Raw genomic sequence first — 16,926 nt, 5'->3', positions numbered from 1 at the left:
GGGGTTGGAACCGACGGCGAGGCGGGGACGCCGTCGGACCCTGGGTGATACTTCGCGATCGTGGTCGTGGGCCAGAAAGGGAGAAGGCGGATGGTGGCGCGGCCAAGGAGGAGGAGAGGGTCTTGGTAGCGGGTTTCGCGTAGGAGGCCCCAGTGCAGGCATGATTCTGGGCAGTGGCCCTTTTGTGCTTCTATGACGCCTAGTTTGGCTCCGGCGGTTACCGGCTGACCGCGTCGCACCGATGCCGCCACCGGGAGGTAGGTCGTGCGCAGGCCACCCTGGTGATCGATGGTGACCACGCCGTTGCCCGCCACGGGACCGGCGAAACGGATCGTGCCTGGTCCTGGGGCCAGGACCACTGCGGCTTCGGGGGCGGCGAGGTCGACGCCGCGGTGGCCGGCGAGCCACGGTTCGGGTGGTGGGCTGAAGCGGCGCAGGATGCGGGGCTGTCCCTCCAGCGGCCAGCGCCATGCCTCTGGCGAAGCCCTTGCTGAGGGAGCGGAGAGGGAAAGGATCGCGGTCGCGAAGATGACGACCGCCAGCGCTCTCTGCGCCGTCTTGGGAAGGCAGCGATTCGATCGTCGAAGTGCATGATCTGCTGTATCGCTTTTTGATGGCTTTATGGGGTTTTGGCGGGGTGGATTTGTGTCGTTGGGGGTTTTCGTTTCTTGCAGATTCGAGTTGGGGGTGGTCTGGAAGTTCATGGCGGAAGTTTGCTTTACGAGCACGAGGGCTCGTTGGAGCGAACCGGATTCTGTTGATAACGGGGATACGCTTCGACACCCTGTGGATAACCGGCCGGACAACTCCTCACTTCGCTGAAGGAAACGGCTTTCTCGCCAATGCGCTTGCGCAGCCTGACAAAGGTCAATCCGTCCTCTGATAATCACCCGAACAGCGGGTGAAACAGCGAGCGCCCTTGCGGCCCCCGCCACGGGCCGACGACGCACCCACGCATGCGGGATGATCGCGCCTTGCGGCGTGTGGTTCAGCGCCTTTGCGCCCGCGACCGTTGGGCAGTGGCGGAGCAAGCGCAGCTGAGGCCGCCAGACGCCACGGGTTGACCTGCTGGACGAAAGCACAACCGAGACCTCGCACCAGCCGAGAACCTCTATCCCCACCACGGGAACCGTGTTCTGGACCCGGCAGTCAGCCGGGGCCGAAAAGGTTGTCGTCTGGGAATGGAAGGTCCTGGGTCGGATCCGTGTGCTCTGGGGTGGGTGGAGGGTCGAGTACGGCGGACTCCGGAGCCTTGGGGTAGGCGGTCAGCTGTTTGCGCAGGCGCCAGCCGTTCGCGGTGCGTTCTATGTATCCTGCGGCAGCCAGGCCGCCCAGCGCGCTGATGGTGGCGTCCATGCCCACGCCTGCCGCGACCGCTATCGAGGCCGGGCCCGCGCCGCCTCGGGCGGGGACCGCGTCCAGGACTCTCCTGGTCGGCTCGCTGAGCTTGTCTCTGGCGACTGCGGGGGCTCGGGATTGCGAGGCGAGGTCATCGCCCAGAACGCCCACCAGGTCGATCATTTCCTCTGGTGATGTGATGCAGATGGCTTTGCGGTCGCGGAGGAGCCTGTGGCAACCGGCTGACTGCGCCGACGTCACGGGGCCTGGGACGGCTCCCAGGTGCCTGTGGAGGGAAAGGGCGTGGGCGGCCGTGTTGAGAGCGCCGCTGCGCAGGGCGGCCTCCACCACGACCGTGCCCCTGGACAGAGCCGCTATCAAGCGGTTTCTGATGAGGAAGCGTGCTCGGGTGGGGTGGACACCAGGCGGGCATTCACTGATCACGACGCCCTGCTTCCTGGCGGCGGCGAACAACGTGTCGTGGCTGCTCGGGTAGCAGACGTCCACACCGCAGGCGAGTACGACCACCGTTGGCGAGTCTGCCACCAGCGCTCCCCTGTGGACCGCGCCGTCCACGCCGAAGGCGCCTCCCGAGACCACGGTCCATCCCGACTCGCTGAGCCCTACACCGAACTCGGCCGCCACGTGCGCTCCGTACGCGGTGGCGGCTCGGGCACCGACCACCGCCACCGATTTGAGGCAGGAGAAGCGGAGATCAGCTGTGCCGTGGACCCACAGTCCCAGTGGGCGGCTCGGGCCCAGGTGGTCAAGCTGGGTCGGCCATTCCGGGCTGCCGGGAATGATCAGTCTGGCTCCGGATACCGCTCCGGCCTCGATGTCCGCCTCCGGGTTCGCCGCCGACAGGCGGACGTGCCAGGCGTTCAGGCGGGCGGTCAGGTCCGGTGGGCGCTCCTGCTGGGCTTCCTTGGCGGCGAACTCGGGTGGCAGGGCTCGGGCGCGAACTGCCTCCACGGCGCCCTGAGCGCCATACTGCGCCACGAGCCGCCCCATGATGATGTCGCCGACGTCCGCGGCTCGCATGAGGGCTGCTCGAGCCCCGTGCTCCGCTGTCATCGCCCACGCTCCCGAGGACTGCCTGGTGAGTGGTGCTTGCGGTGGTGTCGCGAGCGACTGTGCGTCGTTCTCGTGGCGGATGGCCTTGAGCTCGGCACTGCCGCCGCCTGGGTGCGGCTCAAGCCCCTGCTCAAGCTGCTCAAGCTGCTCGCGGTGCTCGCGGTGCTCGCGGTGCTCGGGGTGGCGGCGTGCGGGTGACGTCGCGCCGTCGGCCACCCGAGGAGGTGCGTACGGGCGCATGGTCCCGTCCGGGTGGAGGGTCGCGGGCGGCTGCGTGGTGCTGCGGGGCGGGGTTGTGGGTGGAGTCATGGGGCCTTCAGGGCGTTGAAGTGGTGGGTGGGGGCGCTCGCTCATCACGACTTCGCCCCCAGCCAGAAGTGAAGGGCGGCCGTGGTTTCCTCTGCCTCCGGACGGTCCTTGCCGGCCAGGTCGGCGAGGGTCCAGGCGACGCGGACGACACGGTCCAGGCCGCGGGCGCTGAGGGCACCCGAATCGAGGCAGGCCGTCACGGGCTTCATGGCCACGGTGGAGGGCCGGTAGTCGGCGTGGAGGAGGGAGGACGGGATTTCGGCGTTCGTCCGCCACGGGGTTCCGGCCAGACGCTTGGCGGCTCGCTCGCGGGCCACGAGTACGCGTTCGGCCACCGTCTTGCTCGTCTCCACGAACTGGCGATCGGCCATGAGCTCGCGCCTGGACGCGCGCACCACGGTGACCTTCATGTCCACGCGGTCGAGCAGTGGCCCCGAGAGCCTGCCAAGGTAGCGGCGTCTGACCGTGGGAGAGCATTGGCAGCTTTCTCCCTGGTCCTGGGCCTGTGCGCACGGGCAGGGGTTCGCTGCCAGTACGAGCATGAATCTGGCCGGGAACGTCACCGAACCCGCCGACCTGGATACGGTCACCCGGCCCGACTCCAGCGGCTGCCGGAGCGCGTCGAGCACATGGCGCGGGAACTCCGGCGCCTCGTCCATGAACAGAAGCCCCCTGTGGGCCAGGGAGACCGCGCCGGGGCGGACGATCGTACTGCCGCCGCCGATGATCGCCGCGGACGTCGCCGTGTGGTGCGGGCTGACGAACGGGGGCCTGCTCATCATGGCCGCGTTCGGCGACAGGACACCCGCGACCGAGTGGATGGCCGTGACCTCCAGCGCGTGATCGAGGTCAAGATCCGGCAGGAGGGTGGGCAGACGTTCGGCCAGCAGGGTTTTTCCTGTGCCCGGTGGGCCGAGCATCCAGAGATTGTGGCCGCCTGCCGCGCACACCTCGAGGGCACGACGCGCTACCGGCTGGCCGACGACATCCGCCAGGTCGACGGCGGGGGCAATGATGGACGTGGGCGTGTGGTCCACAGACTCTTCGACTTGGGGCTCGGGTGGGTCGTCTCCCCTGCGCAGCCACTCGACCAGCTCACGCAGGTGCGCTATCGGGACGACCTTCACATCGGGGACGAGGGTGGCTTCGGCCGCGTTGCCGGCGGGAACGACGATCGTCACGTCACCGGCCTTCGCCGCGCTGAGAATGGAGGGCAGAACCCCGCGTACGGGTCTTATGCGACCGTCGAGGCCGAGCTCTCCCAGGAAGAACGGCTCCGCGATGCGTTCGACCGGGACCACCCCGGCCGCGCCCAGGATGGCGACCGCTATGGCCAGATCGAACTGAGAGCCCCTTTTGGGGAGGCTGGCCGGGAAGAGGCTGACGATGATGCGGGCGTCGGGCCAGGGATAGGTGCTGTTGACCACTGCGGACCTGACCCGGTCGCGCGCCTCGCTGAGCGCCGTGTCGGGCAGGCCGATCAGGTGGATGCCGGAGAGGCCGTTGCCCACGTCGGCCTCGACTTCGACGGTACGGCCCGTGACGCCGACCAGGGCCACGCTGCGCGTGCGCGCCACCGCCATCTAGATCGCCCCCCGTACGTGACTCAGGGCGAAGTCACCGGCGAAGCGCTCCAGTGCGATCACGTCCACTCGTACGGCGTCGAACGTGCATGGCTGCGTGGCCAGCCACTTGGCCGCGAGCATCCGGAGGCGGGCCAGCTTGGCCGGGCCCACCGACTCCAGGGCTGTGCCGTGGGACCTGCCTGATCGTGTTTTCACCTCGACGACGACCAGGCTGGAGCCGTCCTCCGCGATGATGTCGATCTCGCCGTGCCGGCAGCGCCAGTTGCGCTCAACGATCTTCATCCCCTTGGTCTCCAGGTAGGTCACGGCTAGTTGTTCACCGTGCTTGCCGAGCTCCTGCTTGCTGAGCCCTTGGTCGCCGGGCTCGCGTCTGCTGAGCCTCTGCGTGCCGGGTCCCTGCTCGCCCGGTGCGCGACCACCGGGCCCTTGGTCGTTCATCGCGGCCATGTGCCACCTCCGTCCGGTCCGGGCACGACCTTCTCGGATGAGGGATGGCCGTCGTTGTACCGAGCGGGGTTCTGGGGATTAAGGCTGCTGGTTACTGATGGGTTGTGGACAGATGCCGGTCATCCTCGGTAGCACGCCCACGCGGCGCATCCACGCAGCACGTCCACGCAGGGGTCACGCAGCGGGTTCACCTGACAGGCTCCGCCGTGGGTCCACGTGGCAGCCCAGCGTCCAACCCCCACAGCTGACTCACGCGACGGCCCACACGGCAGGCTGAACAGAACACACGGCAAGCCATGTGGTGACAGGGTCCTGCGCCGGGGCTCGCGTAGCGAACTGGGCTCGGACGGTCACCGCCGACTTCTCAGGGTCGACTGGACGAGCCCGCATGGTGGCGACGGCGTGGCATCTCATACAACGACAGACGTGGCATCTCATACAACGAAATCGCCGACAAGCCTTCGGCAACATGCCGAGACACATGGCCTCGGCACAACGCGGCCGACGGTGCGAGCAACGTGGGCCGCGCGGTGGGCCTGAGGAGTCCGGCCGTGACGGCGGTCCCGCAGTCAGGGCGCCCAGCAGGTCAGGAGCCCCACATGACACATCTGAAACGAGGTGGCCCAAGCTCTCACTGGGCGACGCACCCCAGGCGACCTGGGATGACGAACCCAAAGGAAACCACGGTCAGGCGGTGGTTCGCGACATGCGAGTCCCCGGTGCGCGCGCTCACCGCACGACACGAACAAGGCCGCACGACACCAACGAGGCCGCACGACACCAACGAGACCGCACGGTGAAGAAGCTGGGACGGTCTGGGGGGACGGTGGCGATGAGGTGGCCGCCCCCACGGCCACGTCATTGTCAGAAGCCGGCCCCGATGAGGTCACAGACCCCGGCCGGCGCTACCCGGAGAACCCTTCCTTGGGCATCTCCAGATCCGCCTTGGCGAGCTCCTCCACGTTGACGTCCTTGAACGTGACCACCCGCACGTTCTTGACGAACCGCGCCGGCCGATACATGTCCCACACCCAAGCGTCCTGCATCTTCACATCGAAGAAGACGTCGCCGTTCTCCGCCGTACGGACGTCGAGATCGACCGAGTTGGTCAGGTAGAACCGCCGCTCAGTCTCCACGACATATGTGAACAACCCGACGACATCGCGGTATTCGCGGTAAAGCTGCAGCTCCATCTCGGTTTCGTACTTTTCGAGATCCTCTGCGCTCATCGCGGTCCTCCTGTCGTACCGGTCCCCCGGTTCGCCTGGTCAGGCAACCCCGGCCCCCATTTCATTTTCACCCATCCCCCTCGCCACCGTGACGAAGGAGTAACGGTGATCAGGACACGGGCCGTGCGTTTCCAGCGCCAGCCGGTGTCCAGGTGTGACATACCCCTTGTGCTCCGCGAAGCCGTACTGCGGGAAGCGCTCGTCGAGCGCGACCATCAGGCGATCCCTCGTCACCTTGGCCACGATCGACGCTGCCGCCACGCATGCGGCCACCTGGTCCCCCTTCCACACGGCCAGTGACGGCGCCGGCAGCCCTGGCACCGGGAAGCCGTCCGTCAGGATGTACTCCGGGTCACAGGGCAACTGTGCGACAGCTCGCCGCATTCCTGAAATGTTGCATTTGTGAAGACCTTTGGCGTCGATCTCCCCGGGCGGGATGATGACGATGCCCACGTGGGAGACGGGCAAGATCTGGGCGTAGAGCTGCTCGCGCACCGCCGGGGAGAGCAGCTTGGAGTCGCTCAGGCCGTCGATCTGCTTGCGCAGGATGACGGCCGCGACCACGAGCGGCCCCGCGCACGCGCCACGGCCGGCCTCGTCGACGCCCGCGATCGGAGTGAGGCCGCGGCGGGCCAGCGCTCGCTCGTAGGCGTAGAGTCCGGAATCGCGCCGGACGACGCTCGGTCGAGGGCGGAACGCAACTGTCATGACACAGGCAGCGTACGCCCCATTCGCCGCAAACCGCGACCGGAAGCTCCGGCTACTTGACCTTGTCGAAAGTCTCCGGATGGGAGAAGAGATAGCCGCGAGACAGCGGCCAATAACGCACCACCGCCTTGCCGATCATCGCGTCCTCCGAGATGAAGCCCTTGCCGGGCTCCTCCATGTGGGCCCGCGAGTCCGCCGAGGCACTGCGGTGGTCGCCCATCAGCCAGAGCTTGCCGGGGGGCACCGTGACGTCGAAGTTATCGCCCGAAGCGAAATCGTCGGGGTAGAGGTAGCTCGCCTCGTCCAGCGGCGTGCCGTTGACGGTGATGCGCTTCTGGGGGTCGCAGCACACCACCTTGTCGCCGCCGATGCCGATGACCCGCTTGATGGTGTCCTCGCCGTTCCAGCCCTTGAACACCACGATGTCGCCGCGTTCCGGCTTGCCGGCGAGCTTGTTGACGAACACGCGGTCATTGACCAGCAAGGTGTTCTCCATCGAAACCGATGGGATGTAGAACGAGCCGACCACGAACGCCTGCAGCAGCAGCGCGATCCCGACGCCCAGCACGAGCAGCAGGACGGTCTCCCGGAAACCGCCCTTTTTCTTGTCTTTCCCCACGCCCTCCGCCTTCTTGGTGCCGGCCATCAGCGCCTCCTCAGCAGTCGGCGCCGCCGGACCAGCACCAAGGGTACGGCCAGCCCGAACCCGGCGACCAGCGGCACGGGCCCGCCGAGTGCCTGGAGGGCGGGCTGCGCGAAGGTCTCCGGGATGTCGATCGAGCCCGCCCGGTTGAACGGCCACACGATCACGAAGGCCCGCCCGATGACCTGACCTTCGGGAATGGACCCCCCGCCCGCGTCACCGGTGTGGGAACGCGAGTCGAGCGACACGGAGCGGTGGTCGCCCATCACCCACAGCCGCCCGGGCGGCACCGTGATGTCGAACGACTCCCTGGACGGCCTGTCGCCCGGGTAGAGGTAGCTCTCCTCCTCGATGGCCGTGCCGTCGACCGTGATGCGCCCGCCTGAGTCGCAGCACTTGACGTGGTCGCCGCCGACACCGATGACCCGCTTGATGTAGTCCTTCTCGCCGGGCACCACGCCGAACGCCGTGCCGACCCACCTGAAGAACCCGGCGACGGCGTTGGCCGGCTCCTCCATCACGAACTCGCCGTCCCACGAGTCGACGCCGGAGAACACCACCACGTCGCCCCGCTCGATGTCGCGCGTGTGGTAAACGAGCTTGTTGACCAGGACCCGGTCGTTGGTCAGCAGGGTGTTCTCCATCGACTCCGATGGAATATAGAAGGCCTGGACCACAAATGTCTTGATGATCAGGGCCAGCACCAAGGCTACGACGATAAGAACGGGAAGCTCTTTCCAGAACGACCCCTTCTTCTCCTTTTTTCCGCCTTTGGCCGGCTTCTGAGTCTCTTCGGCGACCACGTCCACCTCGTCCTCGACAGGGCGGCGCGCCGCGCCGTGCTCCTGGCTCTCGCTAGTCATCGCTGACGAGCCTAGATGATGCACCGGCTCGACAAGCCTCGACCGACGTTACACCCACGCACGAGTCGCTCCACATAAAGGAAACGGCCCTGCAAAGCCGAATGGCCCGCGCCGGGCGCGGGCCAAAGGCAAAAGCCGGGCGTTACTTCGCGGCCGTCGTCTCGCGCTTCTCGCGGATGCGGGCGGCCTTGCCGCGCAGGTCGCGCATGTAGTAGAGCTTGGCGCGGCGCACGTCGCCGCGGGTCAGCAGCACGATCTTCTCGATGACCGGGCTGTGCACGGGGAAGGTCCGCTCGACGCCGACGCCGTAGCTGACCTTGCGGACCGTGAAGGTCTCGCGGGCGCCGCTGCCCTGCCTGCGCAGCACGAAGCCCTTGAAGACCTGAATACGGGAGCGGTTGCCTTCGACGACTCGCACGTGAACCTCGAGCGTGTCGCCGGGGCGGAAGTGCGGCACGTCGTCGCGCAGGGTCGCCTTCTCGAGCTCCTGAATCTTCGTGTGCATGAGAGCTGTCCTCAAGTCCTCGCGAGCACGCGGAGGTCCACCCGGCCGTAGCTCGCGGCGGACACGCCTGCTGATTGATGAACCCGGGACCGTTTCCCGGGCACGACGGACCAACCAGGTGACGGTTGGCAGCGATTCAGTTTGCCATATCTTCCGGCTGGAAGCGAAATGAGAGCTCCTCGAGGAGCTTCCTGTCGTGCTTGTCGAGCGTTTCGGGATCGAGCGCGGCGGCCAGCTCAGGCCGGTTGCGCACCGTACGGCGCAGCGCCTCGTCCCGCCGCCACCTGGCGACCTTCCCGTGATGGCCGGACAGCAGCACGGGGGGCACCTCCCGGCCTCTCCAGACGGGCGGCTTGGTGTAGACGGGGCCTTCGACGAGGTTGCGCATGGACCCGGGGGCGAAGGAGTCGTCCACGGCGGACTGGGCGTTGCCGAGCACGCCGGGCAGCAGCCGCCCGATGGCCTCCACCATCACCAGCACCGCCACCTCACCGCCGGCCAGCACGTAGTCGCCGATGCTCACCTCGTCGACACGCAGCCGTGTGGCGTATTCGTCCATGACGCGCGAGTCGATGCCCTCGTAACGCCCGCACGCGAACAGCAGCCACGGCTCCCCCGCCAGCTCCTGCGCCAGCTCCTGGGTGAACGGCCGCCCGCTCGGCGTCGGCACGATCATCCGCGGCGCGCCGTCCCCGGCCACCGCGTCGATGGCCTCGCCCCACACCTCGGGCTTCATGACCATGCCAGGACCCCCGCCGTACGGGGTGTCGTCGACGGTCTTGTGCACGTCGTGGGCCCAGTCGCGCAGCTGGTGCACGCGTACGTCGAGCGTGCCGCGCTCACGAGCCTTGCCGATCAGCGACACGTCCAGCGGCCCGAAATACTCGGGGAAGATCGAGATGATGTCGAGCCGCATCAGAGCAGCCCCTCCGGCGGATCGACGACCAGCCGGCCGCCCGCCGGGTCGACCTCGGGCACCAGGGCCTTGACGAACGGGATGAGCGCGTCGTCGGCGCCCTTCCTGCGCACGACCAGCAGGTCCTGACCGTGGTGCAGCACGTCCGTGACCTCGCCCACGGGCTCGCCGGAGACCGTCTCCACCGCCAGGCCGATGAGCTCGAAGTCGTTGAACTCGTCGGGGTCGCGGGACGGCTCCACCTCGGCCGAGTCGATGACCAGCATCGTGCCCCGCAGGTCTGCCGCCACGTCGCGGTCGGCGATTCCGGCGAACGTCAGCAGCAGCACGTCCTTGTGCCGACGGCGGCCCTCGACGACGAGCGGCCCCCGCTCCGGGGGGTCGGTCCGGATCGACGCGCCGACGGCGAAGCGCAGCTCGGGATCGTCGGTGCGCACCTCCACGGTCACCTCACCGCGTACGCCGTGGGGGCGGCCTATCCGGCCGACGACCAGCTGCACGTGAACCTTCCTTTTCCTAACGCAAGCGCCCTCATCGGCCGAAAACCGATGAGGGCGCAGAAACCTGACTGACGCTAACGGACCGTTTCGTGCAGATCGAGCAGGTCGACCCGTACGTATTTCCCGTCGGCCAGGGCGTTCACGACCGTGCGCAGCGCCTTGGCGGTGCGCCCGCCGCGTCCGATGACCTTGCCCAGGTCCTCGGGGTGCACCCGAACCTCCAGGACGCGCCCGCTGCGAATGCGGCGTGCGCGGACCCGGACATCGTCAGGATGTTCGACGATGCCCTTAACGAGGTGCTCGAGAGCCTCCTCGAGCACGTCAGGCCTCGCCCTCGGCCTGGGTCTCGGCGGGGGCCTCGGCCTCTTCCTTCTTCTTCGCCCTCTTCGGCGTGGTGGCGGCCGTGCCGGTGTCGCCACCGGACAGGGTCTCCTTGGCCGCCGCCTCATAGATGGCGTGCCGGTCGGGCTTGGGCTCGGCGACCTTGAGCGGCGCCGGAGCGGGCTCGCCCTTGAACTTCTGCCAGTCACCGGTGAGCTTGAGCAGCTTGAGCACCGGCTCGGTCGGCTGCGCGCCGACACCCAGCCAGTAGGCCGCACGCTCGGCGTTGACCTCGATGCGCGAAGGGTCGTCCTTCGGGTGGTACAGGCCGATCTCCTCGATCGCCCGGCCGTCACGCTTGGTGCGGCTGTCGGCGACGACGATGCGGTATTGAGCGTTGCGGATCATGCCGAGCCGCTTGAGCTTGATCTTGACTGCCACGGGTGTGGTCTCTCCTGCATTCGAGCGTGGGTGAACGGCGACCTCACCGAGTGGGGCACGATGAGACGACGCTCCAGGGACAGGCGTGTCCGGCGGGAGTGAGAGGGCACCCGCCTGGCCACGATGTTCCAACATGTCATTCTGCCAGATCGACGGCACTGCAATCGACGTCATACGGCCCCGCACCGGGCAAAGGGTCGGCAAGCAGCCGGTGATCGCCATCTCACGACCCCGGCAGCGGCCTACTTCTGGCCGGGGAGCCGGAGCTTGGACGGGTCGAAGCCCGGCGGCAGCTCCACCCCCGGCGGCAGCTTCCCGCCGAGGTTGCCCAGCACGCCGCCCGGCTTGGGCTGCTCGGGCTCCTCGGCGGACGAGGCCTTCCCCAGCGCAGCCTTGCGCGGGTCGCCGCTGACGCGCCGCCCCTTCTTGGCCTTCTTCTGCGCCTTGGACGCCTTGCCGCGACCGCCCGGCATGCCGGGAATGCCCATCCCGCCCGCCATCCGCTTCATCATCTTCTGCGCGTCGAAGAAGCGGGTGACCAGGTTGTTGACGGCGCTGACCGTGACGCCGGAGCCGGCGGCGATGCGTGCGCGACGCGAGCCGTTGATGATCTTCGGGTCCTGGCGCTCGGCCGGGGTCATCGAGCGGATGATGGCGGCGATGCGGTCGAGGTCGCGGTCGTCGATGGAGTCGATCTGGTCGCGCATCTGGCCCATGCCGGGCATCATGCCGAGCAGATTCTTGATCGGGCCCATCTTCTGGACCATCATCATCTGCTCGAGGAAGTCCTCCAGCGTGAAGGTCTCGCCCGACGTGAGCTTGCCGGCCATCTTGGCGGCCTGCTCCTCGTCGAACGTCTTCTGCGCCTGCTCGATCAGGGTGAGGATGTCACCCATGTCGAGGATGCGGGAGGCCATCCGGTCGGGGTGGAAGGCGTCGAAGTCATCCAGCTTCTCGCCGGTGGAGGCGAACATGATCGGCCGGCCGGTGATGTGCCGGACCGAGAGCGCCGCGCCGCCGCGGGCGTCGCCGTCGAGCTTGGTCAGCACCACGCCGTCGAAGCCGACGCCCTCCATGAACGCCTGCGCCGTGGTCACGGCGTCCTGACCGATCATGGCGTCGACCACGAACAGGACCTCGTCGGGCCGGACCGCGTCGCGGATGTCCGCGGCCTGCTTCATCATCTCCTGGTCGATGCCCAGGCGGCCGGCCGTGTCGATGATGACGATGTCGTGCTGCAGGCGCTTGGCCTCGTCGATGGACGTGCGGGCGACCTCGATCGGGTCGCCGGTGCCGTTGCCGGGCTCGGGCGCGTAGACCGCGACCCCGGCGCGCTCGCCCACGACCTGGAGCTGCGTGACGGCGTTGGGGCGCTGCAGGTCGGCGGCGACCAGCATGGGCACGTGGCCCTGCTCGCGCAGCCACCTGGCCAGCTTGCCGGCCAGGGTCGTCTTGCCCGCGCCCTGGAGACCGGCGAGCATGATGACGGTCGGCGGCGTCTTGGCCAGGCGGAGCCTGCGGGTCTCGCCGCCGAGGATCCCGATCAGCTCGTCATTGACGATCTTGACGACCTGCTGCGCCGGGTTCAGCGCCTGGGAGACCTCGGCTCCGCGGGCGCGCTCCTTGACCTGGGCGACGAACGCCTTGACCACCGGAAGCGCGACATCCGCCTCAAGCAGGGCGATACGGATCTCACGGGCGGTGGCGTCGATGTCGGCGTCGGACAGCCGCCCTTTGGCTCGGAGGGAGGAGAAGACCGATGTCAGCCGGTCGGAAAGCGTCTCGAACACGTGGTTGGCCAGTCCTCGAAGCGGGTGTACGTCTAAGACTCCAGCCTATCCGCTCCGCTAGCCGCTCCAACCTGGCACGGCCATCCGAACTGTGAGCGCGTGCTCGACCAGGTTGATCAGGGCGCTCTTGACCGAGTCCTTGGAGCGGGCGTCGAGTCGCACCATGGGGATGTGCGGGGCCAGCGTGAGGGCGTCGCGCACCTCGGAGTCGCTGTGGGCGTACTGACCGTCCCAGCCGTTGACCCCCACGATGAAGGGGAGCTGGGCCTCTTCGAAGTAGTCGATGGCGGGGAAGCTGTCGGCGAGGCGGCGGGTGTCCACGAGGACGACCGCGCCGATGGCGCCGCGTACGAGGTCGTCCCACATGAACCAGAACCGGTGCTGCCCCGGCGTGCCGAACAGGTACAGAATGAGGTCGCGGTCAAGGGAGACGCGGCCGAAGTCCATGGCGACGGTCGTGGTCGACTTCAGCGGCGTCATGCCCAGGTCGTCGATTCCGGCGGAGGCGTCGGTCATGACGGCCTCCGTGGTCAACGGCATGATCTCCGACACCGCGCCGACGAACGTCGTCTTGCCCACGCCGAAGCCCCCGGCGACCACGATCTTCGTCGAGGTCAGTCCGGGGCTAGAGCCTGCGAAGTCCACTGAGCACCCTTTCCAGCAGGTTGACGTCTGGTCTACCCGCATCCAGCTGCGGCTGATGCACCCGAACCAGGCCTTCGGCCGCCATATCCGCGATCAGAACACGAACCACCCCGAGCGGCATCCGCAGCAGGGCCGAGACCTCCGCCACGGATCGGACCTGCAGGCAGAGCTGGCTGATCGCCTTGTACTCGGGCGTGATGTGCGAGAACTCCCGGTGCTCGGCGGTCGCCGAGGACACCAGGGCCTCCATGGCCAGCTTGACCTTGGGCGCGGTCCGCCCGCCTGTCACGGCGTAGGGCCGTACCGGCGAGGCGGGGTCGTGGCCGGCAGGAGGCGGCGGCGGCGGTGGCTCCCAGCTACCGCTGTTGTGGGAGTCCCAGCCGCCGCGGTTCCATCTTGGGTCCGTCACCTACATCACCTGGTCTGGCTGGCGCGCAACTCGGCACGCACAGCCGGGGTCAGCACCTGACCGGCGCGATCCACCATCAGCGTCATCTGGTACGCCACCAGACCCATGTCACAGTCCGGAGCCGCCAGCACCGCCAGACACGAGCCGTCACTGACCGACATGATCAGCATCAACCCGCGCTGCATCTCCACGATCGTCTGATTGACCGCCCCACCCTCGAACACCCGGGCGGCACCCTGCGTCAAGCTCACCAAACCCGACGCGATCGCGGCCAGCTGATCAGCCCGGTCAGCCGGAAACCCCGACGAAGCCGCCAACGGCAACCCGTCGGACGAGACGACCACCGCGTGCGCGACACCCGGAACGGTACTGACGAAGTCGGTGATTAACCAGTCCACCCCGCGTGCCGCGTGGCTCAGGTCGTTCACGCGCCCTCCTCCCTACTGTCACTCCTGGGGCCGGACGAGTGTGCCCTGCCCTCGCTGATGTCGTCGCGTGCGGCTCTGAAGCCTTGTTGGAAGCTCGAAAGACGGCTGCGTACCCGCTCGGGCGAGACCGCCGGCATGGGCGCGACGCCCTTGGGCGCCGAGACGGTGTCGGCCGAGCCAGGCACCAGGTTCGCCTTGGGCACCCGCTTCGGCAGCCCGGCCGCCGTCGAACCGTCACGCACCGGCTCCACCACGGCCTCCGCCGCGCTCCACCCGGCGTCCGCCTTGGCCGAACCCCAGGTGGCGTCGCTCTCGCTGGCGTGATCGAACCAGCGTGACTCGACCGAGGCGAAGATCGGCAGGTACTCGTCCCCGGCCGAGGCAGGCTTGACCACCGGAATGGGGCCGGTCTCCGCGGACTCGGTCTCAGGGAAGTCGAAGCGCTGGGGCCTCGGCTGCTCGGGAGCGCGCGTCCACGGGCGGGTGTCGTCGGGCAGCACGCCGCGCTGGGGCAGGTCGGGGAGGCCGCGCTGGGGCAGCGCGTGCTCTCCCGTCGCGGGACCGCGCGAGGGCACCCACACGTCGGAGGAGGAGTCGAACGACGACGGAGCGGGGGCCTGACTGGCCGGGCCGGGCGCCGGAGCGGACGCCGGTGAAGACGACGACATCCAGCTGGGCGTCTCCGCGGGCCACTGCGGCGACGCCGGCCAGGATCCGCTCGGTGACGCCGACTCCGTCGACGGGTACGACGGATACGACGGGTTGCCAGGGTAGGACGGGTGGCCGGGGCCCATCTGGTACGACCCGGCCGGCCAGGGGCCGGCGGCGGCCGGCTGCGGCGTCGGGAACGCCTCCTCGCGCGGTGCGGTGGCGGGCGCGGAGCCGGCGTACGAGGGGGCCTGCGTGCCGAGCAGCGTCTCGGGGAGGAGGACCATCGCGGTCAGGCCGCCGGAGCCGTGCGGGCGCAACTGCACCCGGATGCCGTGCCGGTGCGCCAGCCTGGCGACCACGAACAGACCCATGCGGCGCGACACCGAGACATCCACGGTGGGCGCGTCGGTCAGCCGGTCGTTGGCCTGGACGAGCTCCTCCTGCGTCATGCCGATGCCGGAGTCGCTGATGGAGAGCATGATGCCGCCGCCGTCGATCCTGCTGCCGGAGACGGGGACGCGGGTCTCGCGCGGGGAGAACGACAGTGCGTTCTCGATGAGCTCGGCGAGCAGGTGGATGATGTCGTTGACGGCCTGGCCGGCGATGGAGACGCCTTCGGGCACCTCCAGCACGACCCGCTCGTAGTTCTCGACCTCCGACAGGGAGGCGCGGGCCACGTCGACGAGCTTGACGGGCTGGCTCCAGCGGCGGGGCGGCTCCTGGCCGGCGAGCACCAGCAGGTTCTCGCTGTTGCGGCGCATGCGGGTGGCCAGGTGGTCCAGCTTGAACAGGTTCCCCAGCCGCTGCTCGTCCTGCTCACCCTGCTCCAGACCGTCGATCAGAGTGATCTGCCGCTCGACCAGCGTCTGACTGCGCCGCGACAGGTTCACGAACATCGCGTTGACATTGCTGCGCAGCCGGGACTCCTCGCCCGCCAGGCGGATGGCCTCGCGGTGCACCTCGTCGAACGCCCGCGCGACTTCACCGATCTCGTCCTGGGAGTCGACTCCGATCGGCGACACCGCAGGCTGCTCCAGTGAACCCGATTCACGCAGTTGCCGGACGGTTTCTGGCAGCCGCTGGCCGGCGATGTGCAGGGCCTCACCGCGCAGCCTGCGCAGCGGGCGTACGAGCGACCGGGCCATGACGGTGGTCACGACCACCACGACGAGCAGCAGCGCGGCGATCGCCACACCGATGAGCAGGGCGGAGCGCTGCTCAGACTCCTGCAGCATGCGGCTGCGCAGGATGATCGCTTCGGCGAGGTTGGCCTCGGCCTTGCGCATCCGCTCGATCGTCTCGGTGCTCGACTGGAACCAGAGGTCGCCGTTGCGGGCGCCGAGTGCCTTGTCGACCAGGAGCCTGCCCTCGGCGGTCAGCACGAGCGCCCGGGACCTGATGCCCTCCCCACGGTCGATCAGCTGGCCGGAGACGGTGTTGTCGTAGAGCTCTCGCTGGGCGATCGTGGCGTGCGCACGGAACGTGGCCAGCTCGGTGTCACGCTGGGAGCGGGCGACCAGGAAGTCGTCGAGCAGTGCCGGGCTCAGCCGCCTGCTGACGATGCCGGTCATGAGGATGGCGCGCTCTCTCGAAGAGCTCTCCTTGGCACGGGCCAGGGCCGCGAAGGCGGCCACGCCGTCGGCCAGCTCCTCGTCGACGGCGCCTCGGTCGAGGTCGTCGTTGAAGACCGTGATGTCGCGGATGATCTGCTCGTAGAGCCGGATCACGGTACGGGTCTCCAGCTGGGTGCCCGAAGCGGCCTTTCGCGCGTTCGCGAGCTCGTCGAGCCGGTTTCCGATCTGGACGGCCTCGGCCCGTTCAGGGACATCCGACGTGGCGAGCGCGTCGATGTCCGCCCGCACCTGCCCCACGGCCTGGTCGACGGCGGTGTACTGGGCCTCCATCTTGGAGGCTCCGGTCGGCCTGCGGCCCTGCGCCACGAAGGCGGCGGTCAGGTCGCGCTCGAGCTCCAGGGCGTGCGTCAGACCGGCGAGCTTTCCCGCGAGTACGGCGACCTTGTTGATCTGCTCGTACTCGATCGCGCTGCCGACGGACGTCGTGACGCGGAAGCCGCCGAGAACGACGGCCGCCAGCGTGGGAATGATGATGAGCGCCAGCATCTT

19 protein-coding genes are annotated in these 16,926 nt (G+C 68.4%); 1 reads left to right on the top strand and 18 read right to left on the bottom strand.

All coding sequences use genetic code 11. The features are described 5' to 3' along the window. Both ITP53_RS33070 and dprA read right to left on the bottom strand, forming a co-directional pair. Positions 1-704 (bottom strand): murein hydrolase activator EnvC family protein (locus tag ITP53_RS33070; RefSeq protein WP_195899379.1); only part of this gene is annotated, 704 nt, incomplete at its 3' end. A gap of 445 nt (positions 705-1,149) precedes the next feature. Next, the gene (dprA, locus tag ITP53_RS33065) at positions 1,150-2,379 is read right to left on the bottom strand and encodes a DNA-processing protein DprA (RefSeq protein ID WP_236051428.1); all 1,230 of its coding nucleotides are present in this window, start codon (positions 2,377-2,379) and stop codon (positions 1,150-1,152) included. A 105-nt stretch (positions 2,380-2,484) separates the two neighbouring features. Here dprA and ITP53_RS59560 point away from each other — a divergent pair, with 105 nt between their 5' ends. Continuing rightward, entirely contained in the window at positions 2,485-2,610 is a 126-nt protein-coding gene (locus tag ITP53_RS59560) for a hypothetical protein (RefSeq protein WP_268961206.1), read from the top strand. Positions 2,611-2,765: 155 nt separating this feature from the next. On the opposite strand, the gene ITP53_RS33060 is transcribed toward ITP53_RS59560, so the two are convergent. From ITP53_RS33060 to ITP53_RS32985, 16 genes are all read right to left on the bottom strand, one after another. Further along, entirely contained in the window at positions 2,766-4,304 is a 1,539-nt protein-coding gene (locus ITP53_RS33060) for a YifB family Mg chelatase-like AAA ATPase (RefSeq protein ID WP_195899377.1), read from the bottom strand. Further along, positions 4,305-4,745 (bottom strand): YraN family protein, encoded by a 441-nt coding sequence (locus tag ITP53_RS33055; protein WP_195899376.1) that lies wholly within the window; start codon positions 4,743-4,745, stop codon positions 4,305-4,307. It abuts the gene before it with no gap. 914 nt (positions 4,746-5,659) lie between these two features. Then, entirely contained in the window at positions 5,660-5,983 is a 324-nt protein-coding gene (locus ITP53_RS33050) for a DUF2469 domain-containing protein (RefSeq protein ID WP_026215037.1), read from the bottom strand. Between the two features lie 39 nt (positions 5,984-6,022). Beyond that, a complete protein-coding gene (locus ITP53_RS33045; protein WP_195899375.1) occupies positions 6,023-6,691 on the bottom strand; it encodes a ribonuclease HII in 669 nt (222 codons plus the stop codon). Between the two features lie 52 nt (positions 6,692-6,743). Continuing rightward, positions 6,744-7,337, bottom strand: a complete 594-nt coding sequence (lepB, locus tag ITP53_RS33040; protein ID WP_195899374.1) for a signal peptidase I — start codon at positions 7,335-7,337, stop codon at positions 6,744-6,746. Beyond that, positions 7,337-8,197 carry a signal peptidase I gene (lepB, locus tag ITP53_RS33035; protein WP_195899373.1) on the bottom strand — a complete coding sequence of 287 codons (861 nt, stop codon included), beginning with the start codon at positions 8,195-8,197 and terminating at the stop codon, positions 7,337-7,339. The genes lepB (ITP53_RS33040) and lepB (ITP53_RS33035) overlap by 1 nt, the downstream gene beginning before the upstream one ends. A gap of 142 nt (positions 8,198-8,339) precedes the next feature. Next, the gene (gene rplS / locus ITP53_RS33030; protein WP_195899372.1) at positions 8,340-8,702 is read right to left on the bottom strand and encodes a 50S ribosomal protein L19; all 363 of its coding nucleotides are present in this window, start codon (positions 8,700-8,702) and stop codon (positions 8,340-8,342) included. A gap of 136 nt (positions 8,703-8,838) precedes the next feature. Then, positions 8,839-9,618 (bottom strand): tRNA (guanosine(37)-N1)-methyltransferase TrmD, encoded by a 780-nt coding sequence (gene trmD, locus ITP53_RS33025; RefSeq protein WP_195899371.1) that lies wholly within the window; start codon positions 9,616-9,618, stop codon positions 8,839-8,841. Continuing rightward, positions 9,618-10,118, bottom strand: a complete 501-nt coding sequence (gene rimM / locus ITP53_RS33020; protein WP_195899370.1) for a ribosome maturation factor RimM — start codon at positions 10,116-10,118, stop codon at positions 9,618-9,620. The genes trmD and rimM overlap by 1 nt, the downstream gene beginning before the upstream one ends. 74 nt (positions 10,119-10,192) lie before the next feature. After that, the gene (locus ITP53_RS33015; RefSeq protein WP_113699978.1) at positions 10,193-10,438 is read right to left on the bottom strand and encodes an RNA-binding protein; all 246 of its coding nucleotides are present in this window, start codon (positions 10,436-10,438) and stop codon (positions 10,193-10,195) included. 1 nt (position 10,439) lies between these two features. Further along, on the bottom strand, positions 10,440-10,880 hold the full coding sequence (gene rpsP, locus ITP53_RS33010; RefSeq protein WP_195899369.1) for a 30S ribosomal protein S16: 441 nt from the start codon (positions 10,878-10,880) through the stop codon (positions 10,440-10,442). A gap of 242 nt (positions 10,881-11,122) precedes the next feature. Then, on the bottom strand, positions 11,123-12,670 hold the full coding sequence (ffh, locus tag ITP53_RS33005) for a signal recognition particle protein (protein ID WP_195899368.1): 1,548 nt from the start codon (positions 12,668-12,670) through the stop codon (positions 11,123-11,125). A 57-nt stretch (positions 12,671-12,727) separates the two neighbouring features. Further along, on the bottom strand, positions 12,728-13,288 hold the full coding sequence (locus tag ITP53_RS33000) for a GTP-binding protein (protein WP_195899383.1): 561 nt from the start codon (positions 13,286-13,288) through the stop codon (positions 12,728-12,730). Between the two features lie 7 nt (positions 13,289-13,295). Then, positions 13,296-13,604 (bottom strand): DUF742 domain-containing protein, encoded by a 309-nt coding sequence (locus ITP53_RS32995; protein ID WP_195899384.1) that lies wholly within the window; start codon positions 13,602-13,604, stop codon positions 13,296-13,298. Positions 13,605-13,729: 125 nt separating this feature from the next. Continuing rightward, positions 13,730-14,152: a roadblock/LC7 domain-containing protein gene (locus ITP53_RS32990; RefSeq protein ID WP_195899356.1), complete on the bottom strand. Its 423-nt coding sequence runs from the start codon at positions 14,150-14,152 to the stop codon at positions 13,730-13,732. Next, on the bottom strand, positions 14,149-16,923 hold the full coding sequence (locus tag ITP53_RS32985; RefSeq protein ID WP_195899367.1) for a sensor histidine kinase: 2,775 nt from the start codon (positions 16,921-16,923) through the stop codon (positions 14,149-14,151). Before ITP53_RS32985 ends, ITP53_RS32990 begins: the two co-directional genes overlap by 4 nt. Positions 16,924-16,926 lie beyond the last annotated feature (3 nt).

The organism is Nonomuraea cypriaca, from assembly GCF_015645445.1.
GTDB classification, from domain to species: Bacteria; Actinomycetota; Actinomycetes; order Streptosporangiales; family Streptosporangiaceae; genus Nonomuraea; species Nonomuraea cypriaca.
The sequence above is the reverse complement of the archived record's forward strand: the minus strand, read 5'-3'. Positions and strand labels throughout refer to the sequence as shown.

Excerpts from the sequence above, each read along its gene's own strand:
- dprA (WP_236051428.1), bottom strand. The coding sequence starts at position 2,379 with ATGCGAGCCGCGGACGTCGGCGACATCATCATGGGGCGGCTCGTGGCG.
- ITP53_RS33055 (WP_195899376.1), bottom strand. The coding sequence starts at position 4,745 with ATGAACGACCAAGGGCCCGGTGGTCGCGCACCGGGCGAGCAGGGACCC.
- rplS (WP_195899372.1), bottom strand. The coding sequence starts at position 8,702 with ATGCACACGAAGATTCAGGAGCTCGAGAAGGCGACCCTGCGCGACGAC.
- trmD (WP_195899371.1), bottom strand. The coding sequence starts at position 9,618 with ATGCGGCTCGACATCATCTCGATCTTCCCCGAGTATTTCGGGCCGCTG.
- ITP53_RS32985 (WP_195899367.1), bottom strand. The coding sequence starts at position 16,923 with ATGCTGGCGCTCATCATCATTCCCACGCTGGCGGCCGTCGTTCTCGGC.
- ITP53_RS33060 (WP_195899377.1), bottom strand. The coding sequence starts at position 4,304 with ATGGCGGTGGCGCGCACGCGCAGCGTGGCCCTGGTCGGCGTCACGGGC.
- ITP53_RS33050 (WP_026215037.1), bottom strand. The coding sequence starts at position 5,983 with ATGAGCGCAGAGGATCTCGAAAAGTACGAAACCGAGATGGAGCTGCAG.
- lepB (WP_195899374.1), bottom strand. The coding sequence starts at position 7,337 with ATGGCCGGCACCAAGAAGGCGGAGGGCGTGGGGAAAGACAAGAAAAAG.
- ITP53_RS33045 (WP_195899375.1), bottom strand. The coding sequence starts at position 6,691 with ATGACAGTTGCGTTCCGCCCTCGACCGAGCGTCGTCCGGCGCGATTCC.
- lepB (WP_195899373.1), bottom strand. The coding sequence starts at position 8,197 with ATGACTAGCGAGAGCCAGGAGCACGGCGCGGCGCGCCGCCCTGTCGAG.